This is a genomic window from Paenibacillus sp. UNC217MF, assembly GCF_000686865.1.
Lineage (GTDB): Bacteria > Bacillota > Bacilli > Paenibacillales > Paenibacillaceae > Paenibacillus_B > Paenibacillus_B suaedae.
This window is the reverse complement of record NZ_JMLT01000008.1, coordinates 101931-118036: the sequence shown is the minus strand read 5'-3', so window position 1 is coordinate 118036 and position 16106 is coordinate 101931. Positions and strand designations below refer to the sequence as shown.

The 16106-nt window shown below is 44.6% G+C and carries 21 protein-coding genes; 15 read left to right on the top strand and 6 right to left on the bottom strand.

Annotated features, from left to right (window positions below):
- Window positions 1–49 precede the first annotated feature (49 nt).
- The 8 genes from BP95_RS0104030 (at window position 50) to BP95_RS29485 (ending at window position 6746) form a co-directional block, all read left to right on the top strand.
- Window positions 50–649 (top strand): bifunctional transcriptional activator/DNA repair enzyme AdaA, encoded by a 600-nt coding sequence (locus BP95_RS0104030; protein WP_028531460.1) that lies wholly within the window; start codon window positions 50–52, stop codon window positions 647–649.
- Complete coding sequence (locus BP95_RS0104025; RefSeq protein ID WP_021253600.1) at window positions 639–1166, top strand: methylated-DNA--[protein]-cysteine S-methyltransferase; 528 nt, start codon at window positions 639–641, stop codon at window positions 1164–1166. Before BP95_RS0104030 ends, BP95_RS0104025 begins: the two co-directional genes overlap by 11 nt.
- Window positions 1167–1216: 50 nt before the next feature.
- On the top strand, window positions 1217–2035 hold the full coding sequence (locus tag BP95_RS0104020) for an SPL family radical SAM protein (RefSeq protein ID WP_021253599.1): 819 nt from the start codon (window positions 1217–1219) through the stop codon (window positions 2033–2035).
- Between the two features lie 276 nt (window positions 2036–2311).
- The gene (locus BP95_RS0104015) at window positions 2312–3511 is read left to right on the top strand and encodes an EstA family serine hydrolase (RefSeq protein WP_021253598.1); all 1200 of its coding nucleotides are present in this window, start codon (window positions 2312–2314) and stop codon (window positions 3509–3511) included.
- Window positions 3512–3543: 32 nt separating this feature from the next.
- Entirely contained in the window at window positions 3544–4119 is a 576-nt protein-coding gene (locus BP95_RS0104010) for a TetR/AcrR family transcriptional regulator (RefSeq protein WP_231515036.1), read from the top strand.
- A 135-nt stretch (window positions 4120–4254) separates the two neighbouring features.
- On the top strand, window positions 4255–4836 hold the full coding sequence (locus BP95_RS0104005; protein WP_021253596.1) for an RNA polymerase sigma factor: 582 nt from the start codon (window positions 4255–4257) through the stop codon (window positions 4834–4836).
- A complete protein-coding gene (locus BP95_RS0104000) occupies window positions 4797–5789 on the top strand; it encodes a DUF4367 domain-containing protein (protein WP_028531458.1) in 993 nt (330 codons plus the stop codon). The genes BP95_RS0104005 and BP95_RS0104000 overlap by 40 nt, the downstream gene beginning before the upstream one ends.
- A 168-nt stretch (window positions 5790–5957) precedes the next feature.
- Window positions 5958–6746 carry a hypothetical protein gene (locus BP95_RS29485; protein WP_155987187.1) on the top strand — a complete coding sequence of 263 codons (789 nt, stop codon included), beginning with the start codon at window positions 5958–5960 and terminating at the stop codon, window positions 6744–6746.
- An 85-nt stretch (window positions 6747–6831) separates the two neighbouring features.
- Here BP95_RS29485 and BP95_RS0103990 read toward each other — a convergent pair whose 3' ends face one another.
- The 5 genes from BP95_RS0103990 to BP95_RS0103970 are packed head-to-tail and all read right to left on the bottom strand — an operon-like array spanning window position 6832 to window position 10379.
- Window positions 6832–7893, bottom strand: coding sequence for a polysaccharide pyruvyl transferase family protein (locus tag BP95_RS0103990; RefSeq protein ID WP_021253593.1), 1062 nt, complete (start codon window positions 7891–7893; stop codon window positions 6832–6834).
- Window positions 7890–9050 (bottom strand): glycosyltransferase, encoded by a 1161-nt coding sequence (locus tag BP95_RS0103985; RefSeq protein WP_028531457.1) that lies wholly within the window; start codon window positions 9048–9050, stop codon window positions 7890–7892. Before BP95_RS0103985 ends, BP95_RS0103990 begins: the two co-directional genes overlap by 4 nt.
- On the bottom strand, window positions 9040–9765 hold the full coding sequence (locus BP95_RS0103980; protein WP_028531456.1) for a glycosyltransferase family 2 protein: 726 nt from the start codon (window positions 9763–9765) through the stop codon (window positions 9040–9042). The genes BP95_RS0103985 and BP95_RS0103980 overlap by 11 nt, the downstream gene beginning before the upstream one ends.
- Window positions 9766–9801: 36 nt before the next feature.
- Window positions 9802–9993, bottom strand: coding sequence for a hypothetical protein (locus BP95_RS0103975; protein WP_021253590.1), 192 nt, complete (start codon window positions 9991–9993; stop codon window positions 9802–9804).
- Between the two features lie 23 nt (window positions 9994–10016).
- Window positions 10017–10379: a DUF2642 domain-containing protein gene (locus BP95_RS0103970; RefSeq protein ID WP_021253589.1), complete on the bottom strand. Its 363-nt coding sequence runs from the start codon at window positions 10377–10379 to the stop codon at window positions 10017–10019.
- Between the two features lie 325 nt (window positions 10380–10704).
- Between BP95_RS0103970 and BP95_RS0103965 the strand changes: the two genes are divergently transcribed.
- Genes BP95_RS0103965 through BP95_RS0103955 form a run of 3 tightly spaced genes read left to right on the top strand, consistent with a single transcriptional unit; the run spans window position 10705 to window position 12429 of the window.
- A complete protein-coding gene (locus tag BP95_RS0103965; RefSeq protein WP_028531455.1) occupies window positions 10705–11355 on the top strand; it encodes a DsbA family oxidoreductase in 651 nt (216 codons plus the stop codon).
- A 48-nt stretch (window positions 11356–11403) separates the two neighbouring features.
- Window positions 11404–11997: a nitroreductase family protein gene (locus BP95_RS0103960; RefSeq protein WP_090513749.1), complete on the top strand. Its 594-nt coding sequence runs from the start codon at window positions 11404–11406 to the stop codon at window positions 11995–11997.
- 42 nt (window positions 11998–12039) lie between these two features.
- Window positions 12040–12429 carry a nuclear transport factor 2 family protein gene (locus BP95_RS0103955; protein WP_021253586.1) on the top strand — a complete coding sequence of 130 codons (390 nt, stop codon included), beginning with the start codon at window positions 12040–12042 and terminating at the stop codon, window positions 12427–12429.
- A gap of 86 nt (window positions 12430–12515) precedes the next feature.
- On the opposite strand, the gene BP95_RS0103950 is transcribed toward BP95_RS0103955, so the two are convergent.
- Window positions 12516–12746 (bottom strand): hypothetical protein, encoded by a 231-nt coding sequence (locus BP95_RS0103950; protein ID WP_021253585.1) that lies wholly within the window; start codon window positions 12744–12746, stop codon window positions 12516–12518.
- A 305-nt stretch (window positions 12747–13051) separates the two neighbouring features.
- On the opposite strand from BP95_RS0103950, the gene BP95_RS0103945 reads away from it, so the two are divergent.
- The 4 genes from BP95_RS0103945 to BP95_RS0103930 all read left to right on the top strand — a co-directional run bounded on the left by BP95_RS0103945 (window position 13052) and on the right by BP95_RS0103930 (window position 16100).
- Window positions 13052–13642, top strand: a complete 591-nt coding sequence (locus BP95_RS0103945) for a TetR/AcrR family transcriptional regulator (protein ID WP_021253584.1) — start codon at window positions 13052–13054, stop codon at window positions 13640–13642.
- Window positions 13643–13707: 65 nt separating this feature from the next.
- The gene (locus BP95_RS0103940) at window positions 13708–14196 is read left to right on the top strand and encodes an HXXEE domain-containing protein (protein WP_021253583.1); all 489 of its coding nucleotides are present in this window, start codon (window positions 13708–13710) and stop codon (window positions 14194–14196) included.
- Between the two features lie 175 nt (window positions 14197–14371).
- Window positions 14372–14950: an RNA polymerase sigma factor gene (locus BP95_RS0103935; RefSeq protein ID WP_021253582.1), complete on the top strand. Its 579-nt coding sequence runs from the start codon at window positions 14372–14374 to the stop codon at window positions 14948–14950.
- On the top strand, window positions 14925–16100 hold the full coding sequence (locus tag BP95_RS0103930; protein WP_021253581.1) for a DUF4179 domain-containing protein: 1176 nt from the start codon (window positions 14925–14927) through the stop codon (window positions 16098–16100). The genes BP95_RS0103935 and BP95_RS0103930 overlap by 26 nt, the downstream gene beginning before the upstream one ends.
- Window positions 16101–16106 lie beyond the last annotated feature (6 nt).

Sequence of the window (16106 nt, the reverse complement as noted above, 5' to 3'; positions counted from 1 at the left end):
ACCTATTCGGTTCACAGGCTTGTCTGAAGATGGGGGGAAGCCAACCATCATGCTAGGTATAGCGACAGATGAACAGTGGCAGGCCATCTTAGGGAATGATTCATCCTACGATCACCACTTCATCTATGCAGTGAAGACAACAGGGATCTTCTGCAGACCCTCATGCAAGTCAAGACCTCCAATTAGAGCGAACATATGTATATTTCAGAATGCGGAACATGCACAGAAGGCTGGATTTCGCCCGTGCAAACGGTGCAAACCATCAGGAGAGCGCATGCCGGATCAGGAATGGGTTCTGCAGATCGTTCAATGCATTCACAGTCGTTACGCGGAGTCATTGACGCTTCAAGCACTCGCCGAATTTTGTCACGGTAGTCCTTATCACTTGCAACGTACATTTAAGCGGATAATGGGGGTATCTCCGATGGAATATGTTCAGCGTACGCGCATGCATCATGCCAAGCATCTACTCATTCATTCCAAGTATCCTGTTGCGGACATAGCACAAACAGTAGGGCTTTCGAATACCCCGTATTTTATCACCTTGTTCAAAAAAATGACCGGACATACACCGGCAGCCTATCGGATGCGCGAATGGAATATCGATCAGGATGAGATAAGCGGAGGAGAGAACAATCATGGGAACTGAGAACCTCAATATATATTGGTCATTGTTGCAAAATGATGCATGGCATCTGCATATTGCTGCTTCAGAACGCGGTGTATGTTATATTGGTGGGCAGAATGAATCATTTGAACAGCTTAGACAATGGGCAGAGCGGCACTATCCGGCTGCTGGTCTAGTACGTGCTGATGAACGTATGCGTCCATATGTTACGGAAGTAGCGGAATATTTGGCAGGGCATCGTGCGGAATTCGCTGTGCCGCTGGATATACAGGGAACTCCGTTCCAATGTGAAGTATGGGAAGCACTGTGTGCAATCCCCTACGGTGAAACTCGAACTTATTCTGAAATCGCAGAACAGGTAAAGAAGCCCAAGGCTGCGCGAGCCGTTGGCAGTGCAATCGGGGCGAATCCTATTCTGATTACGGTGCCCTGCCATCGTGTCATTGGGAAGGATGGTTCTATAACGGGCTATCGAGGTGGGCTTGAGATGAAGAGGCGTCTTCTGCACGTTGAACAACGGCCTGCGAACAAGTCATGACGTAGAAGGTTGATAAAGATTGATCGCTGGCGAAGGGAGGAGTGAGGCGAATGATTGACTTGCAATTTACTACACCGAAAACGCTGCTGAACAAAGGTTCCGGATTCCTAGCCGACTATTCCCATACACTGAACCCATATACCGGGTGCTCTTTCGCCTGCTCTTATTGTTATGTGCGACAAATGCCAGTGGCTAAGTTCCGCAAGGCAGAATGGGGCAGCTGGATCGATATTAAACAGCAGGCGGCAGTGGTGCTGCGTAAAGAACTGAGGAGAGCGAAGACGAAGGGCAATGTCACCATCTTCATGTCATCGAGTACTGATCCCTATCAGCCGATCGAATATAAGGAACAGGTAACGCGCTCGCTGCTGGAGGTTATGGCTGATGAGCAGCCTGATTTCCTTTTGGTACAAACACGCAGCCCACTTGTTCAGCGGGATATCGATCTGCTGCAACAGATGAAGGACAAGGTGCGCGTAAGTATGACGATTGAGACCGATAGAGAAGAGATTCGCAAGCATTTCACGCCTGGGGCGCCGCCAATTGCGGCTAGATTGAGAGCTTTGGAACAATTGCGTCAGGCAGGTATTCCGACACAGGCCACGATCGCTCCCATTCTTCCAAGCAGTGAGGCGTTTCCACAGAAGCTGGCAGGTCTGACGAATCGAATTTGTATCGATGATTTCGTAATGGGTGATGGCAGCGGGGGAGCTAGAACAAGACAATTGGGAATATTCAGATTGTACGAGGAGCTCGGTTTAGAAGAATGGTACGAGCCAGATGCATATCAGCTCGTGTATGATCGGTTCAGCCGCGTGTTTGCTCCCGATCAACTTCATATAAGCCAGAAGGGCTTTGCCCCAGCGTAGACATTGATATTATAGACAGCAAAGCCAGTAAAGCCAGTAAAGCCAGTGAGTACAGATAGCAAATGGATGAATTACTGTAGGGATTTTATAGTCTGTACAGACGCACAGAAGGATAGACAGCGTAGGAAGTTGGGCAGTTCGCCGACTCCGATAGCTGTCTATTTTTTTGTCTATATACAAATGGAATAAGATGCGTTATTGTTTATATGACTAAACAAACTAAAATAGTCATATGAATGAAAGTTTATTGGCAGCATACATAGGAGCGTGAAGCAAATGACACAGGTTCATGTACAAGGTTGGGTGGCAGCAGGATTTGAAGAAGTTGAAGAGGAGTTCGTACGGAACTTTACAAAGCGCAAAGAAACGGGTGCAGCATGTGCTGTATATGTACAGGGCAAGAAGGTTGTAGATTTATGGGGCGGGGTATCAGACCCTTATAGCGGAACATTATGGCAAGAACATACGATGGTACCGGTATTTTCAAGCACGAAGGGCTTCGCAGCTCTGGCAGGGGCACTTGCGGTATCACGGGGGCTGCTCGATTATGATGAGCAAGTCAGTGCCTATTGGCCCGAATTCGCCGTTCATGGCAAAGAACGCATCACAGTTAGGCAGTTGTTGTCGCATCAAGCTGGACTGAGCACGGTAGATACATTACAATTGGAGAAGTTTGCAGATTTAGATACGGCTCAAGTTGCCAATAAGCTTGCGAACGCAAGGCCGGAATGGACACCAGGCGTGAAGCATGGCTACCACGCTTGGACAGTTGGTTGGTATATCGGTGAGCTTATACGCCGAGTAGACCCAAGAGGAAGAAGCTTGGGCCGTTTTTTCCACGAGGAGATTGCGAGTTCGCTTGATGCGGAATTCTATATTGGTCTGCCTGCTTCGGTGCCAGATGCAAGACTGGCTCAGGTGAGAGGCATTAACAGCCCAGCTCAAATCTTGAAGCATATTCATGAGATTCCCTTCTCCATGCTGCTGGGGTTCCTCAACCCTCGCTCGTTAACAGCGCGGAGCATGGTTGATCCGAAGCGGCTAGTTGCGAATGAGAACTTCAACCGTCGTGAGATGCTGGCGATCGAATTTCCATCCGGCAATGGAATTGGCGAGGTCCGCGCAATGGCTGCCATATATGGTGAATTTGCTGCGGGTGGCAAGAAGCTGAAGTTGTCCAAATCGGTACTTCGAACACTAGAGGCTCCACCGGAGCTGCCATTATCAGGGGCCTATGACCATGTGAATCGAACCAAGCTGGCTTATTCCGTCGGATTCTGGAAGCCCATTGAAGGGCATACGTTCGGCAGCAGCCACCGGGCATACGGACATCCGGGAGCCGGAGGTTCCTTCTGCTATGCAGACCCAGACTATGAGCTGGGTTATGCCTACGGGTTAAATGAGATAGGCGGGTATATGGACAATAATCCGCGTGAGAATGCGGTGCGCCAGGCGGTATATCGCTGCCTGAAGTAAAGGAGAGAGACATTATTCCGAAGTTTAGTGAGATGGAAAGAGAAGCGGTTCGTACATGCCTAATGTCCACAGGCAAGGAACTGTTCACTCAATATGGACTGAAAAAAACGAGTGTTGATGAAATTGTAAAGGCATGCGGCATCGCGAAGGGATCATTTTATGCCTTTTTCCAGTCGAAGGAAGAACTGTATTATACCATCATGCAAGAAGAAGAATCGTTCAAGGATCAGAAGATTCGAGAAATGCTGAACAGTGAACGATCTCCGAAGGAACTGCTGAAGGGCCTGTTCGACTTGTCATTTGAGATGCTGGAGACAAATCCGTTCCTGAAACGAGTTCAACAACGAGACGAATACGAATTGCTGATTAGAAAATTGCCTAAAGATAAGTTGGAAGAACATATTCAAGCTGACAATCGAGCTGGTGCCGAGCTGATTAAGCAGTGGCAGGAGAAGCAGGTCATTATTGATAAAGACCCAGAAGTCATTATCGGTTTACTGCGCTCGGTTATGCTGCTGTCATTGCACAGAGAGGAAATTGGAGGTAAGTTCGATCAGGTCAAGGAACTGCTGCTTGAATGTGTAACGGAGGGACTGCTTCGCAAATAACAGGAACACAGCTTCATAATCTTACCATCAAAGTTGTACTGCTGATCAGAAGGCGGTGCAACTTTTTTATTAGGCAATGTCCCTTTTGTGTGAGTTTAAGTGTTGTATAGGTGAGGGAAGGAGGGGAAAGTTGGAATGGAGTCTGTTGAAGGGTTTGTTGAACAGGTGCAGGCAGGCCAAATCGAAGAGTATATCCATATCATTAATACCTACCAAAACCCGTTATTTCGATACTGCTCACGTCTGCTAGGAAACAATCATGAAGCAGAAGATGCTGTTCAGGACATATTCGTGAGAGCCTACGAGAAAATTCACTTGTATAAGCCAAATGTATTGTTCTCTTCTTGGCTATATAAGATTGCTTACCATTATTGCCTCAATCTAATTCGCAAGCGCAACATCCAACAAAAATTCAAATGGTGGTTTACACAAGAGTCGACAACGGAGAGTGCTGAAGACACCGTCGGGAAGTCATTATTTGATGAGCCGCTTCATTCCGCATTGAAGCAACTTAGCGTGGAGGAACGGAACTTATTAGTTCTTCGCGTATTTGAGGAAAAGTCCTTTGCAGAGATCGGTGAGATTCTGAACAAAAGCACGGAGACAGTGAAGAAACGGTTTGGACGTACTAAAATCAAATTGCAGCATTTCATGACTGAAGAAGGGGGGCGGGTTCGATGGGGCGAATCAGATCTATTTTCGAAGATGAAGAAATAAGACGATATGAGCGAGAACTTGATACTGAATTGATGATCGATATTCGCGAACCCGTTATGCAGCGCATTGATAGTTTACACATACATAGGAAATCCATGAATCGTTCAAAAGCAAGATTGCGCAGAAAGACGATCATAATTCTTACCTCCATCATTGTTGCGTTAACCTCTATCTCGGGATATGCGGCATCTAAAATTATTCAAATCATCAATTCCAAAGGAGATGTCGTTGTTGAGACAAGAGAAATGAATTACACTCCAGGTGATATTCGCATACATAAGACACTAAAGGAATATGGGGAAATGGTGAAAGCACAATTAAAGCCGGGAGAATGGGCTGCGTATTACGTTGAAGATGAACAGTTTGCTCATTGGACTACAATAAATAGAGTTAATTTTGAATATAATCCGGTCGTGCATACCAATTATGATCGTATGCAGCAGGAGATCAAGGATAAAGCTGGAGTGCCTGCCGTCGATATAGCAAATGCTCCAACAGGGCTAAAGTTTGAGTCAGGATGGGTATTTCCGAGTTTATATCCATTTGACGATATAAAAAGATTAGCAGAACAATTGGAGAAAGAAGCAAAACAGGCAATACAAGAAGGAAAAAATCAAAAGTTGTTTATTAAACCTCTTGCTTGGAAAGAAGTAGGCAGTTCAAGAGCGAACTTCCATTACAATGGAAATCAACTAAAGTTTATCGGGTTTTACCATACTCAGTCGCGAGTGGTCTCGCAAAACACTTCAGAAATTGCCGTTTCCAAATTAAAGTTGAACGGGATGGAAGTTCTGTACAAAGAAAATGTAAAAGGGAAAAATGCCAGCTTCAAGCATCAAGTGGAATGGATGAGGGAGGGGGAAAATTCTTATTATGTTTTGTCCGATGAAGCGGAAAGTAAGCTATCCAAATCCGAGTTTATTGAGATTGCGAAAAGTATGGTAGGGAAATAGGCATGTTTGAAAGCGGCCCTAGGGGCCGTTTAATTTAATTAAAAAACTGATCTTTCCCGTCCCGTTTTACTTGTGCCAAGTGTTATACATAGTGAGGGTCAGGTGAGTCAGTTCATTTGGTTCCATTATAGGCATCAAATACAATGGGAAGAAAGGGATGGACAAATCATGAAATCAAAATCATTTCTAATTACCATGTGCGCCGTTCTTGCGATGTCAATGAGTATAAGCCAAGTGGTGACGGCAAAGGAAGCAAAGGAAACAAAGGAAACAAAGGAAGCTTCTGCAGCTAACGGAGCGTCCACGAAGAAAAAGGAGTCACAGAAAAAGGAAGATGCCAAGCAAAATGGAGAGCTTATCATCAAGGATGGAGAGCTTTATGCTACGTATTCAAGCAAGGATAACTCCATTAATTTTAGTTTCAGAACGATAACCGGGGAAACTTATGAGGAGCTTCTCAAACAAGCTGTTCAGTATAAAGCTCCGAAGTTTACGAAGCCAGCTTTCTTGCCTGAAGGTTATAAGTTTATCAAAAGCGAAATCACTCCTCCATACCCTGATTTTTCCAGCGAGGCATATCGGGTGCTTCTAGACCAAATGAAAAAGGAAGCTAAAGGAAAAAAAGAGTATCAGAAGAAGCTGAACTGGAAGGAAGCCGGGGAGGCAGGTGTCATGTATACGAAGGATTCGGACTTCATTTTCTTGACAGTGACAAGAATTCAGCCTCTGACTATTGAAAAATCACCTACTGCTCCTGTCGGCGGAAAACTGGAGAAGGTGAGTGTAAGTGGATTAGATGCGTTTTATACGACAGGGAGCAATGCACTATATTCGAATGTATTGATGTGGCAAGTAAAAGAGAAGAAGCTTGAATATCGGATTTCTACGAATAAGCAAAGCCCATTAACGAAGGAAGAACTTATTCAGATCGCAGAGAGTTGGAATGCTGCAAACTAACGGTTTCCCCTGATTTCAGGGACATATAAGAAAGCCCTAGACGATGTCATAGGGCTTTCTTGCATGCACATGTTACGTCTTGCTTTTACAGCAGTTTGTCTGCGAAAGGAGTAACAAGCTGTAATTTCACGCGTTCTCGAAGCTCCTGCATATGACTAACGAGGGACGCGCGATTTTCTTGAATGTAGCTTGCTGTTTCTATTAATGCTATCTCCATATAATCGGCATGAGTTGGTATGATAATAGATGGGAGACTCATAGAATGTACAAAGTCATATGATTTGAAGCGGTAGCCCAAGCAGATGAATGGGATTCCTGCAGCAGCGGACAATACATTGGCGTGTAGTTTCAGGTTGACAGTGAAATCGAATCTTTGTACTAGTTTTAAATAGGAGTCAAGGGAATGAATCTCTTGATCGAATACGACATGGTCCGGGAATCCGATTTTTTGCTGCAAACGTTTGGCGGCTTCACGGTCTGGTCCCCATACCACATAAATGTAGATCTTGTATCCCTCTCGAATCCAGCGCTGCGCCGCATAGGCAAGTTCATCTTCTACAACGGATTCATTGCGTCCATAGATGCGATTATAAGACGTTCCCCAGTTCAGACCGATCCAGCGTTCACCAGTTTGTCTCACACCTGCATGGTCTGAAGTAGGGAGCGGGGCCAACATGGCGGGATCCCCACTAATGGATACACGATCCATTTGTACACCGTTGTTGGACAAGTATTCGTAAGTCCATGGACCTCGAATGCCGCAATATGATGCGTTGCTGATAACCTCTTGCAGCATTGTGCGATATTCGGCACTATCAGCTGCAGGTTCAGGGCTTAAGGAGCGGTCATCATTGATCATCAGTCGACTGAGTCGATCATGCCCGCTGCCCCAGATAATTGTTGTTTTGTTCTTCTTGGCAGCGTGATACATAATATCAACATACCCTGGTATAAGAAGAGAACCACCGCCTAGCACTACGGTGTCATAAGGGGAGATATCGTTCACATCAACACCTGGCAATGAAGGAATAATTTCGTACTTATCCGGTTCCAAATATGCCTGAGACATGTTCTGGAACATGCTCCACATCCATTCATCCCCGAAATTGTTGTAGCCAATCCACCCCAGATATAGTATTTTCCTCATTTGTGTTGCACCTCCTCTTGGCCGGCTTGCAGGATTACATGTCGATAGAGATCTTCCAACTGATTCACGATTTTGTGAATATCGAAATGCTCTAACGTCCACTTACGGCCCTGTAACCCGGTCTTGCGCAAGGATGCTTTATTAGCCAATGCCTCGCGCAGTTCATTCGCGATTAACTCTTCGGACGGCTTACAGATAGAAGCATGGTCACCGAAATATTGCTTCCATGCCTGTTCATATATTGATGGCGTGACAAGCCCGAAGTAACCATGGTTGCCGATAGCGATTACCGGCTTGCCGCAGGCCATTGCCTCCAAAGCTACTCTCCCTGTGCCGACGACAATATCGGCGAGACTTAGATAATCGCGTACCTTTTTCTGACTTCCTACCATGTGAATGAACGGTTGTCCAATTTCAGATTCAATGCTTTTGGACAATTCGCGAATTTCGTGATATTGATGCCCATCTCCGACGATGACGATATTCAGTTGAGAACGTCCTTCCAAGCGCAGTCTTCTCGCGGCCCAGATGAGCATTGTGCACACATAAGCCTTGTCCCATGACAACCTGCTGGCGTACACGATGGTGTCTGCATGATCCGGTATACCGAGACGGCTCCGTAAAGAGGAGGAATCCACTTCGATGAACTCGTCCGGATTTACTCCATTTGGGATTAGCTCAGATTGAATATTCATGCTCTCCAAGAATTGCTTCACTGGATGGCTTACACTAATGACAGCGTCACTATATTGATTCATACTAGTCAATTGATCCTCAGGATAATAAGTGCCATGAGCGGTAAATACAACGGGAATTCCTAGCTCTTTTGCTGCCATTGCGGCGTATAGGCCAGACGGTGACTGGTGAACGTGAACGACGTTGATTTTCTGGGTTTTCATGATTTGCTTTAATGAGGAGATGATTTTTGGCAGCATGTGGTTCTGCAAATGAAGAAGTGTTCCTGGCGATAAATCAACAGCGTGAATTTGACATCCTGCTCGTGCATAAGCCTCATACATATTGCCGCTGGCCCCGGCGTATATCGAGTGAATTCCACGCTTTTTAAGGGCTTTAACAATGCTAAGCACATGCGTCTCTGTACCCCCGACGGCTAAGCTGTCCATCACCATCATCACACGAATACGATTAGGATTCATTCGTTGGATCCTGCTTTTTTGAAAAATATTTTCGAGAGCGTTGTTTTGGGTGACTGCGGTAGTAATAGAGAACGTCAGGGATATTTTCAATATTCAAATGGTTAGGATCCAGAGAACGGGCAATAAAATCATAATCTTCCGCGCCTTTTACACGTCTTGTGTGACCGCCTATACGATCGAACAGAGCGCCGCGCATCATGATTGTGCCATGACATACACAGTGCCCTCCCTTGCGATAGGTTGTACGGATATGCTCTCCATAGCGAAGCCACTTCGGGATTGTAACGACCTCGTTCGGGTCATGTTCGAACACGTGATAGTTTGTGCCTAGCAATTCAATATTATGATGAGCTTCAAGATAATTGATTTGCTTTTCCAGCCGCTGCAAATGGGAGATATCGTCGGAGTCTTGGATTGCAATGTACTCTCCCTTGGCCATATAGAATCCAATTGTCATTGCTCCTGCATACCCGATATTCCGGGGAAGTGCCATTGTAAATATCGAATTATGATTGGGTAAGTTTATGCGATTATCGAGAAGCCAAGCTTGTGTCTGTTGGATGGAATCATCGGTCGAGCCATCATCAATCAGGATGATCTCCCAATTTGTATACGTCTGCTGCAGGATGCCGTTCAGGCAATCCTGCAAATAAGCTGCACGGTTGTAATTGGGAATTACCACACTGACAAGTCCTTTAATTCGAGAATAAGTCATATTTATACCACTCCAAATTCAGAATTCAGTATGAAATTAAATAATTCGAATGTAAGAGATAGATTTTAAAGGGAAAACAGCGTATTGGCCATTCTCATACCCAGATATGCTTGATGTGCGCAGCGTTAGCTTGGTATCATCGACAGAAATGAGCGTACCGGTTGTAGTCTCCAGCGAAGTAGCAACTTGCAGATTAGAACCGATTAGGGGTCTAAGCTTGTCCATCATGGTCATCACCTCCTCTCATGAGATTAACCAGCTTGCAGAGAAATCGCATTGGCCAGCTGCACAATAACGACCAAATCTTCAGATTCCATAATTTCTACATAATCGTTTCCGACTTCTGTGATTATCCCTTCTACGATTCCAGCCGGTGTATTTATGGACACATTCCGATTCACATACCTCTCAATCATTTCCTGAAGTGGAGAGGAGGGAGGATGTGGCGTGTTCAGTTTTTCCATTTCCTGTTTGACTTCAACTTTGAGTCTTTTGATGATGGGATTATCCTCATTTGGATTGCTAAGCAGTGAATCATGCACTGCTTGTTTGACAATATTGCTAATTCCTTCGAGCAGTGCTTGCAGCTCTTTCTCATTTGCTCTGAACCACATAAGCGTCTCACCTGATTTCTTCATTTTTCGATAAAATATGATACATTTTATACGTTTCCTAGCTGATTTGATTGAGCAGATATACGAAATCTATGAAAATGTTTGTTTGTATGGAAGCAATTATCATGTAAAGTTTCAATTTATTAACATTTTCAGAGACAGTTTTGTCTTTTATTTCGAAATAGAGAAGGAAGATAAAATAGGAAGAGTTGACTTTCTTTATGGTTGTAACTATAATAGTTACATCGAACGAATTATTTTTTTTGTTATCGGTGTAACTACAGTTGTTACATCATATTGAGATATGGAAGGCGAGGACTTGAATATGACTGTGAAGATTAAAGCCTATTCTGATTTTGTATGTCCGTTTTGTTTTCTGGGCAAAGGCCCGTTGGATGAAATCGTAAAGGAGAAGGACGTTGAAGTGGAATGGATGCCATTCGAGCTTCGTCCCGAACCATATCCGAAGATCGATCCATGGAATGAACCTGATAAGCTTGCATCGTGGGATGCATTTATTAAGCCAACAGCAGAGAAGCTCGGCATCGATATGCGTCTGCCGCATGTATCTCCTCATCCATACACCAACCTAGCATTTGAAGGGTATCAATATGCGAAGGAACAAGGGAAGGGCAACGAATATATTCAGCGCGTGTTTACAGCCTTTTTCCAAGAAGAGCAGAATATTGGGGAGATCGAAGTATTGACGAAGGTCGCAGAGGAACTTGGCTTGGATGCAGCAGCGTTCCGCGAAGCGCTCGAATCCCGCACATATCGGGAAGCTCATCAAGCAGCGATCAAGCATGCTTATGAAGAGGCTCGCATCTCAGCTGTACCGACATTCATTATCGGCGATCAGGTGATTCAAGGTCTGGCCAGCAAGGAGCGTTTGGCTCAAGCCATTGATCGCGCAGCTTCCAAGCAGTCATTTGACTCGATTGAAGGTATGCAGTGCGATCTCGATGGAAATTGCTAAGTTTATCATGTATACCAATCACATTATTTATAAATGGAGGAAACCTCAATGACAACATTCAAAGACGCAATCATCAACCGCCGTTCCGTTCGCAAAGTAACTAAAAATCCCGCGATTACAGAAGAGCGCATCCGTGAAATTTTGAAAACATCCTTGCATGCTCCAACATCATTCAACATGCAAAGCGGCCGTATGGTCGTATTGTTGGACGGTGAACATGAGAAGTTCTGGGACATCGTGAAAGAAACGCTGCGTGCTCGCGTTCCGGCAGAGAACTTTGATGCAACCGTTCAAAGACTGGCAGGCTTCCGCGATGGTGTAGGAACAGTCTTGTTCTTCGAGAACCAAGCAACGATTCAGAGCATGCAAGAAAATGCTCCTAGCTATAAAGAGCAATTCCCGTTCTGGTCCCATCAAGGCAGTGCAATGCTGCAATATGCAGTATGGACAGCGCTGGAAGCAGAGGGTATCGGAGCTTCCCTTCAGCACTACAACCCGATCGTAGATGAAGAAGTGAAACGTACATGGGATATTCCGCAAGAGTGGTCGTTGATCGCACAAATGCCATTCGGTGAGCCGAATGAGCAACCAGGTGAACGCAGCTTCCTGCCGTTTGAAGAAGTTGTAACGTTCCACAAATAAGATTATGTACTAAAATAGTTAGTTTTCGTGGGAGGGCTGGATATGGAAAGTCAGCAAGCAAATGTAGACATCATCCGCCGCACCTATGAAGGGCCTGAATTTCTGTTTGGAGCATTAACTGACAGCACGGTATGGACGGAAGCGGCCGGATATCCGTACGGTGGCACATTCCATGGAGCCGCTAGAATTAAGAGTAATGTTTTTGAACGCTTAGGAACGGACTGGGACGGCTTTGTCGCCACTGTGCACACCTTCCATGAGGTTACGAAGAAAAATATCGTAATTACAGAAGGCGTTTATACCGGAACATACAAGGCTACAGGGAAATCCATTTGTGCAGATTTCGTACATGTATGGAAGCTTGATGATGGAAAAATTACAGCATTCAAGCAATACGTTGACAGTCATGTTGTTGTTCAGGCTATGTCTTAGCATCATGAATAGAAGAAGCATGTCTCTCGTTATAGAGGGCATGCTTCTTTGTGTTTGAAGCGCCGTCACTTGTGCTTCATCCGGTATTACTCGTCAATTAACTCCAGCAAATAATCGGTATACTTTTCCTCGCTCATTCCCGATATGGCATCACGAAGTCTATCCTCAGCTTGCTCAGGAGATAGAGCTTCAAAGTCTGCTTCCTGCATACTTATCATTCGCGCTTGAAATTCAGGCGCACTATGCTGCGTTATATATTGAATCACTTGCTGCAGGGGCATTTTCTTGAGTGCCCATATACTGATACCATCACTCACGGAAGTACCTCCTTCTATTTGTTGAAATGGCATATACCGTTATCGTGTCCGATTTCCGAGGCTCAGATTCTTAGATACTCCATATTTCTAATTAGGGTTGACACTGTTGTTATAGAGGAGTAGGATGGGAATATAGAGTTTTGAACAACTGTTCAAAACGATCGTTCAAAACGAATGTTCAATAAATAGGGCCAGCATATTCGCAGTTCCTATACTCAATTTCAATGTTCAATTTTTTGTTCACTGCTAGTGTCAATATCAACCTAGAACTTATTCATCAATAACAACATGAGAGGAGAACAGACATGGTTCAAGACACAAATGACGTGAAGGCAAAGATTCTTGGCGCGGCGAAGAAGCTGTTTGCACGCAATGGGTTCGAAGGAACATCGGTAAGGCAAATTTGCGAAGAGGCGGGAGTAGCGCTTGCGCTTGTCTCGTACCATTTTGGCGGCAAGGAAAAGGTATTTTATGCACTATTTGAGTCGTCGATTCCCAATTATGCAACGGCAATCTATACGCTGCAGGATCCAGAGGCTGACTTTTCACATTTTATACATGAATTTGTTCGTCTGCGTCAGACAGAGCCTGAGCTCATTAACTTGCTGCAGCAGGAGATCATTATGCAAAGTCCGCGTATGGAGAAATTGCAAGCCTATGTCTACACATTGTGGAAGCAGCTTCGCGACATACTGGAGGCGGGTAGAGCGAAGGGATGCTTCCAATTCACTTCCTTGAAGCAGACGCTGCACTTTATCATAGGAGCACTCATTTTCACTCGAAATGTACCTGCGCTAGATGACTTGTTCGAGACAACAGTCAAAGAAGAGAATGCAGAGAGTGTTGACGAGATTGCTGCATGCACCGTTCATTTTCTCTTGAATGGGTTGAATTAAACATAAGATGTTCCTTGTAAGAATACTTGGTATTGCTTGAATGTTCCAATAAGGAGGAATACAATATGAATAGTTCTATTATTATCTTGTTTTTGTTCGCATTTACGATACATAACTTAGAAGAAGCAGTGTGGCTCACCAGACAATCTTCCGCAGCTGGGAAGGTGAAGATGCATAAAGCCGTTACTCAGGATCAGTTTTTGTTTGGCTTATTTTGGGTAACCGGATTTGCTTATTTGATTACAGCCCTCTATATCATTTATCCAGACGTTGCATTGTTCAAATATGCGTATTTCGGCTATGTGGGTGGAATGATCTTTAACATCATCTTCCCGCATTTGATATCGACGATTATCGAACGCTGCTATTCGCCAGGTTTATTTACGGGCCTATTGGTCATCGTTCCGATTGATAGCCTCATTATGAAGACAGGGCTTGCTGCAAATGTAATTTCAGCAAGTGAGCTTATTATCAGTACGATCATTGCTGGTGTTGTCATTATGGCCAGCATTCCACTTAGTTTCAAGGCAGGCAAGAAACTGATTACATACTAACCTTAGTAACGAACGAATTTTTTGAATTGAATACCGGAGTGGATAAGCAGTATGCGCCAATCGGATAGAACAACTATTCGGTTGGCGCTATCTGTTTTTTTATTTTTGGACACGTGTCACAAATCGGAGATTACGGTTGTTATAGAGGTTGGAGAGCATCAAGGGAGGTGAACCTGTGGAACTATCCAGCCCGGGTGAACGACAACAGAAGCAGCAATTTATTGAGGCAATTGTTGTGAAGGTGCAGGAAGGAGATGATGAAGCTTTTGCAATCCTTATTCATCATTTCGAGAAGCAAATGTACAGCTACTGCTATTATCTATTAACGAATCGAGAAGAAGCAGAAGATGCTTTGCAGGAGATCTTCCTACAGGCCTACCGCAATCTGAATCAATACATACAGAACACGAATTTCTCGGCTTGGCTGTATAAGATTGCATATAACCACAGCATGAATGTACTGAAGAAGAGAAAACGATGGTATCGGCTGCTCTTGCGCAGTAGAGAGATTGCACCTAATCCTGTTCCTATCAATCATGCAGCAATCATTGAGAATATGCTTGAACTATTGACAGTGGAGGAGAGGCATATTCTGCTGCTACGAGCAGTTGAGCAATATAGCTTTACTGATATAGCGGACATTATGAGCAGTAATCCAGCTGCGATTCGCAAGAAATATGAGCGGCTGCGTACCAAGCTTCGGAATAATGATAAGGAGGTCTTTGCGAATGGCGAAATGGTCCAACCGAACTAAGCTGACCGATCAAGAAATCAATCAGCTAGAACAGATCATTCACGATACCGAAATGCCGGTCTATACATATAGCCATCGGATCATGAATCGAATTCGGGAAGAGAAGGCAGCGAAGAAGAAATCAATCTGGAAGCCAGCAGTAATCGCTACCTCCTTAGCAGCCGTTATTGGCGGTGGTGTGATTGGAAGCGGGTTCGTCTCATCAACGATGGCACATGCATTAAGCAAGCTGCCATTCATCGGCGTCGTGTTCCAGCAAACCGGCGATTACGGTCTTTCTTATGCGGTTGATAACAATCTGGTTACGAAAATCAATCAATCCATCACCCATGACGGGGTAACGCTTCGGATTAAAAACATGGTTTATGATGGCATCCGCTTGGCTTTTACGTGGGAGCGTGAAGGCGAAAATCTGTCTTCCTATCTGTTCAGTCCCTCTTTAACGGATGATAGGGGAGTAATTCGTCGAATTCGTTTCTTAGACTCTTCACTTGAGGAGATAACATACGACTTAAGTTTAAGCATGTACCAAATTCCTGGAGACCCAGATTTGGGTATTTCAGTAAGTAGGAGTGAACCTTCAGTAACGAGAAATGGAAATCTCCGCAGCGTGCCGAAACCGCTACCTGATGAGTTCAATATCCGCATGAATGTATCATTATCGGGAGTTCGGGAGGTGTTCATGTTCAATATTCCGGTGAAGAAGAATACGAAAAATATTAAGTTTACAGAGAATATTACGAAATCTTATGACGGTCTTAGCCTGTCGCTTGAGAAATTGGAGTTAACCCCAATCACGACGCGAGTGATGCTGAGAGGAATAGGAGAAATGCAGCATGTTCCCGATAAATTTATAGGTCCGAAAAAAGACTTTGGACTGCGCGATAACCTGCTGTTCAGTGCAGACGTGTTCGATGATCAGGGGAACAAGGCGAAAGGACTGATACATGCGGGACTTGGAGGATTAGCTAATAAGTACGAAGAGTCGAATGATTATGGATTGGACTTGATGTTCGAGCCATTCCGGCAAAAACCGAAGTCGATTACGATCAAGCCTTTTTTGTATGATTATGAGTCTTTAGAAGCCCGGAAAATCGAAAAACATTATATGAAAGAGCTAGAGTTCACCATAGAGCTAGAAAAGGAATAGCGTCTT

Coding starts and splice junctions, on each gene's coding strand:
- BP95_RS0103970 (WP_021253589.1), bottom strand. CDS start 10,379: ATGTGGTTCAGAGCAAATGAGAAAGAGCTGCAAGCACTGCTCGAAGGA.
- BP95_RS0103985 (WP_028531457.1), bottom strand. CDS start 9,050: ATGAATCCTAATCGTATTCGTGTGATGATGGTGATGGACAGCTTAGCC.
- BP95_RS0104025 (WP_021253600.1), top strand. CDS start 639: ATGGGAACTGAGAACCTCAATATATATTGGTCATTGTTGCAAAATGAT.
- BP95_RS0103945 (WP_021253584.1), top strand. CDS start 13,052: ATGGTTCAAGACACAAATGACGTGAAGGCAAAGATTCTTGGCGCGGCG.
- BP95_RS0103975 (WP_021253590.1), bottom strand. CDS start 9,993: ATGATGGACAAGCTTAGACCCCTAATCGGTTCTAATCTGCAAGTTGCT.
- BP95_RS0103930 (WP_021253581.1), top strand. CDS start 14,925: ATGGCGAAATGGTCCAACCGAACTAAGCTGACCGATCAAGAAATCAAT.
- BP95_RS0103965 (WP_028531455.1), top strand. CDS start 10,705: ATGACTGTGAAGATTAAAGCCTATTCTGATTTTGTATGTCCGTTTTGT.
- BP95_RS0104010 (WP_231515036.1), top strand. CDS start 3,544: ATGGAAAGAGAAGCGGTTCGTACATGCCTAATGTCCACAGGCAAGGAA.
- BP95_RS29485 (WP_155987187.1), top strand. CDS start 5,958: ATGAAATCAAAATCATTTCTAATTACCATGTGCGCCGTTCTTGCGATG.
- BP95_RS0104005 (WP_021253596.1), top strand. CDS start 4,255: ATGGAGTCTGTTGAAGGGTTTGTTGAACAGGTGCAGGCAGGCCAAATC.
- BP95_RS0104015 (WP_021253598.1), top strand. CDS start 2,312: ATGACACAGGTTCATGTACAAGGTTGGGTGGCAGCAGGATTTGAAGAA.
- BP95_RS0104030 (WP_028531460.1), top strand. CDS start 50: ATGCTAGGTATAGCGACAGATGAACAGTGGCAGGCCATCTTAGGGAAT.
- BP95_RS0103980 (WP_028531456.1), bottom strand. CDS start 9,765: ATGACTTATTCTCGAATTAAAGGACTTGTCAGTGTGGTAATTCCCAAT.
- BP95_RS0103955 (WP_021253586.1), top strand. CDS start 12,040: ATGGAAAGTCAGCAAGCAAATGTAGACATCATCCGCCGCACCTATGAA.
- BP95_RS0104000 (WP_028531458.1), top strand. CDS start 4,797: ATGGGGCGAATCAGATCTATTTTCGAAGATGAAGAAATAAGACGATAT.
- BP95_RS0103940 (WP_021253583.1), top strand. CDS start 13,708: ATGAATAGTTCTATTATTATCTTGTTTTTGTTCGCATTTACGATACAT.
- BP95_RS0103990 (WP_021253593.1), bottom strand. CDS start 7,893: ATGAGGAAAATACTATATCTGGGGTGGATTGGCTACAACAATTTCGGG.
- BP95_RS0104020 (WP_021253599.1), top strand. CDS start 1,217: ATGATTGACTTGCAATTTACTACACCGAAAACGCTGCTGAACAAAGGT.
- BP95_RS0103960 (WP_090513749.1), top strand. CDS start 11,404: ATGACAACATTCAAAGACGCAATCATCAACCGCCGTTCCGTTCGCAAA.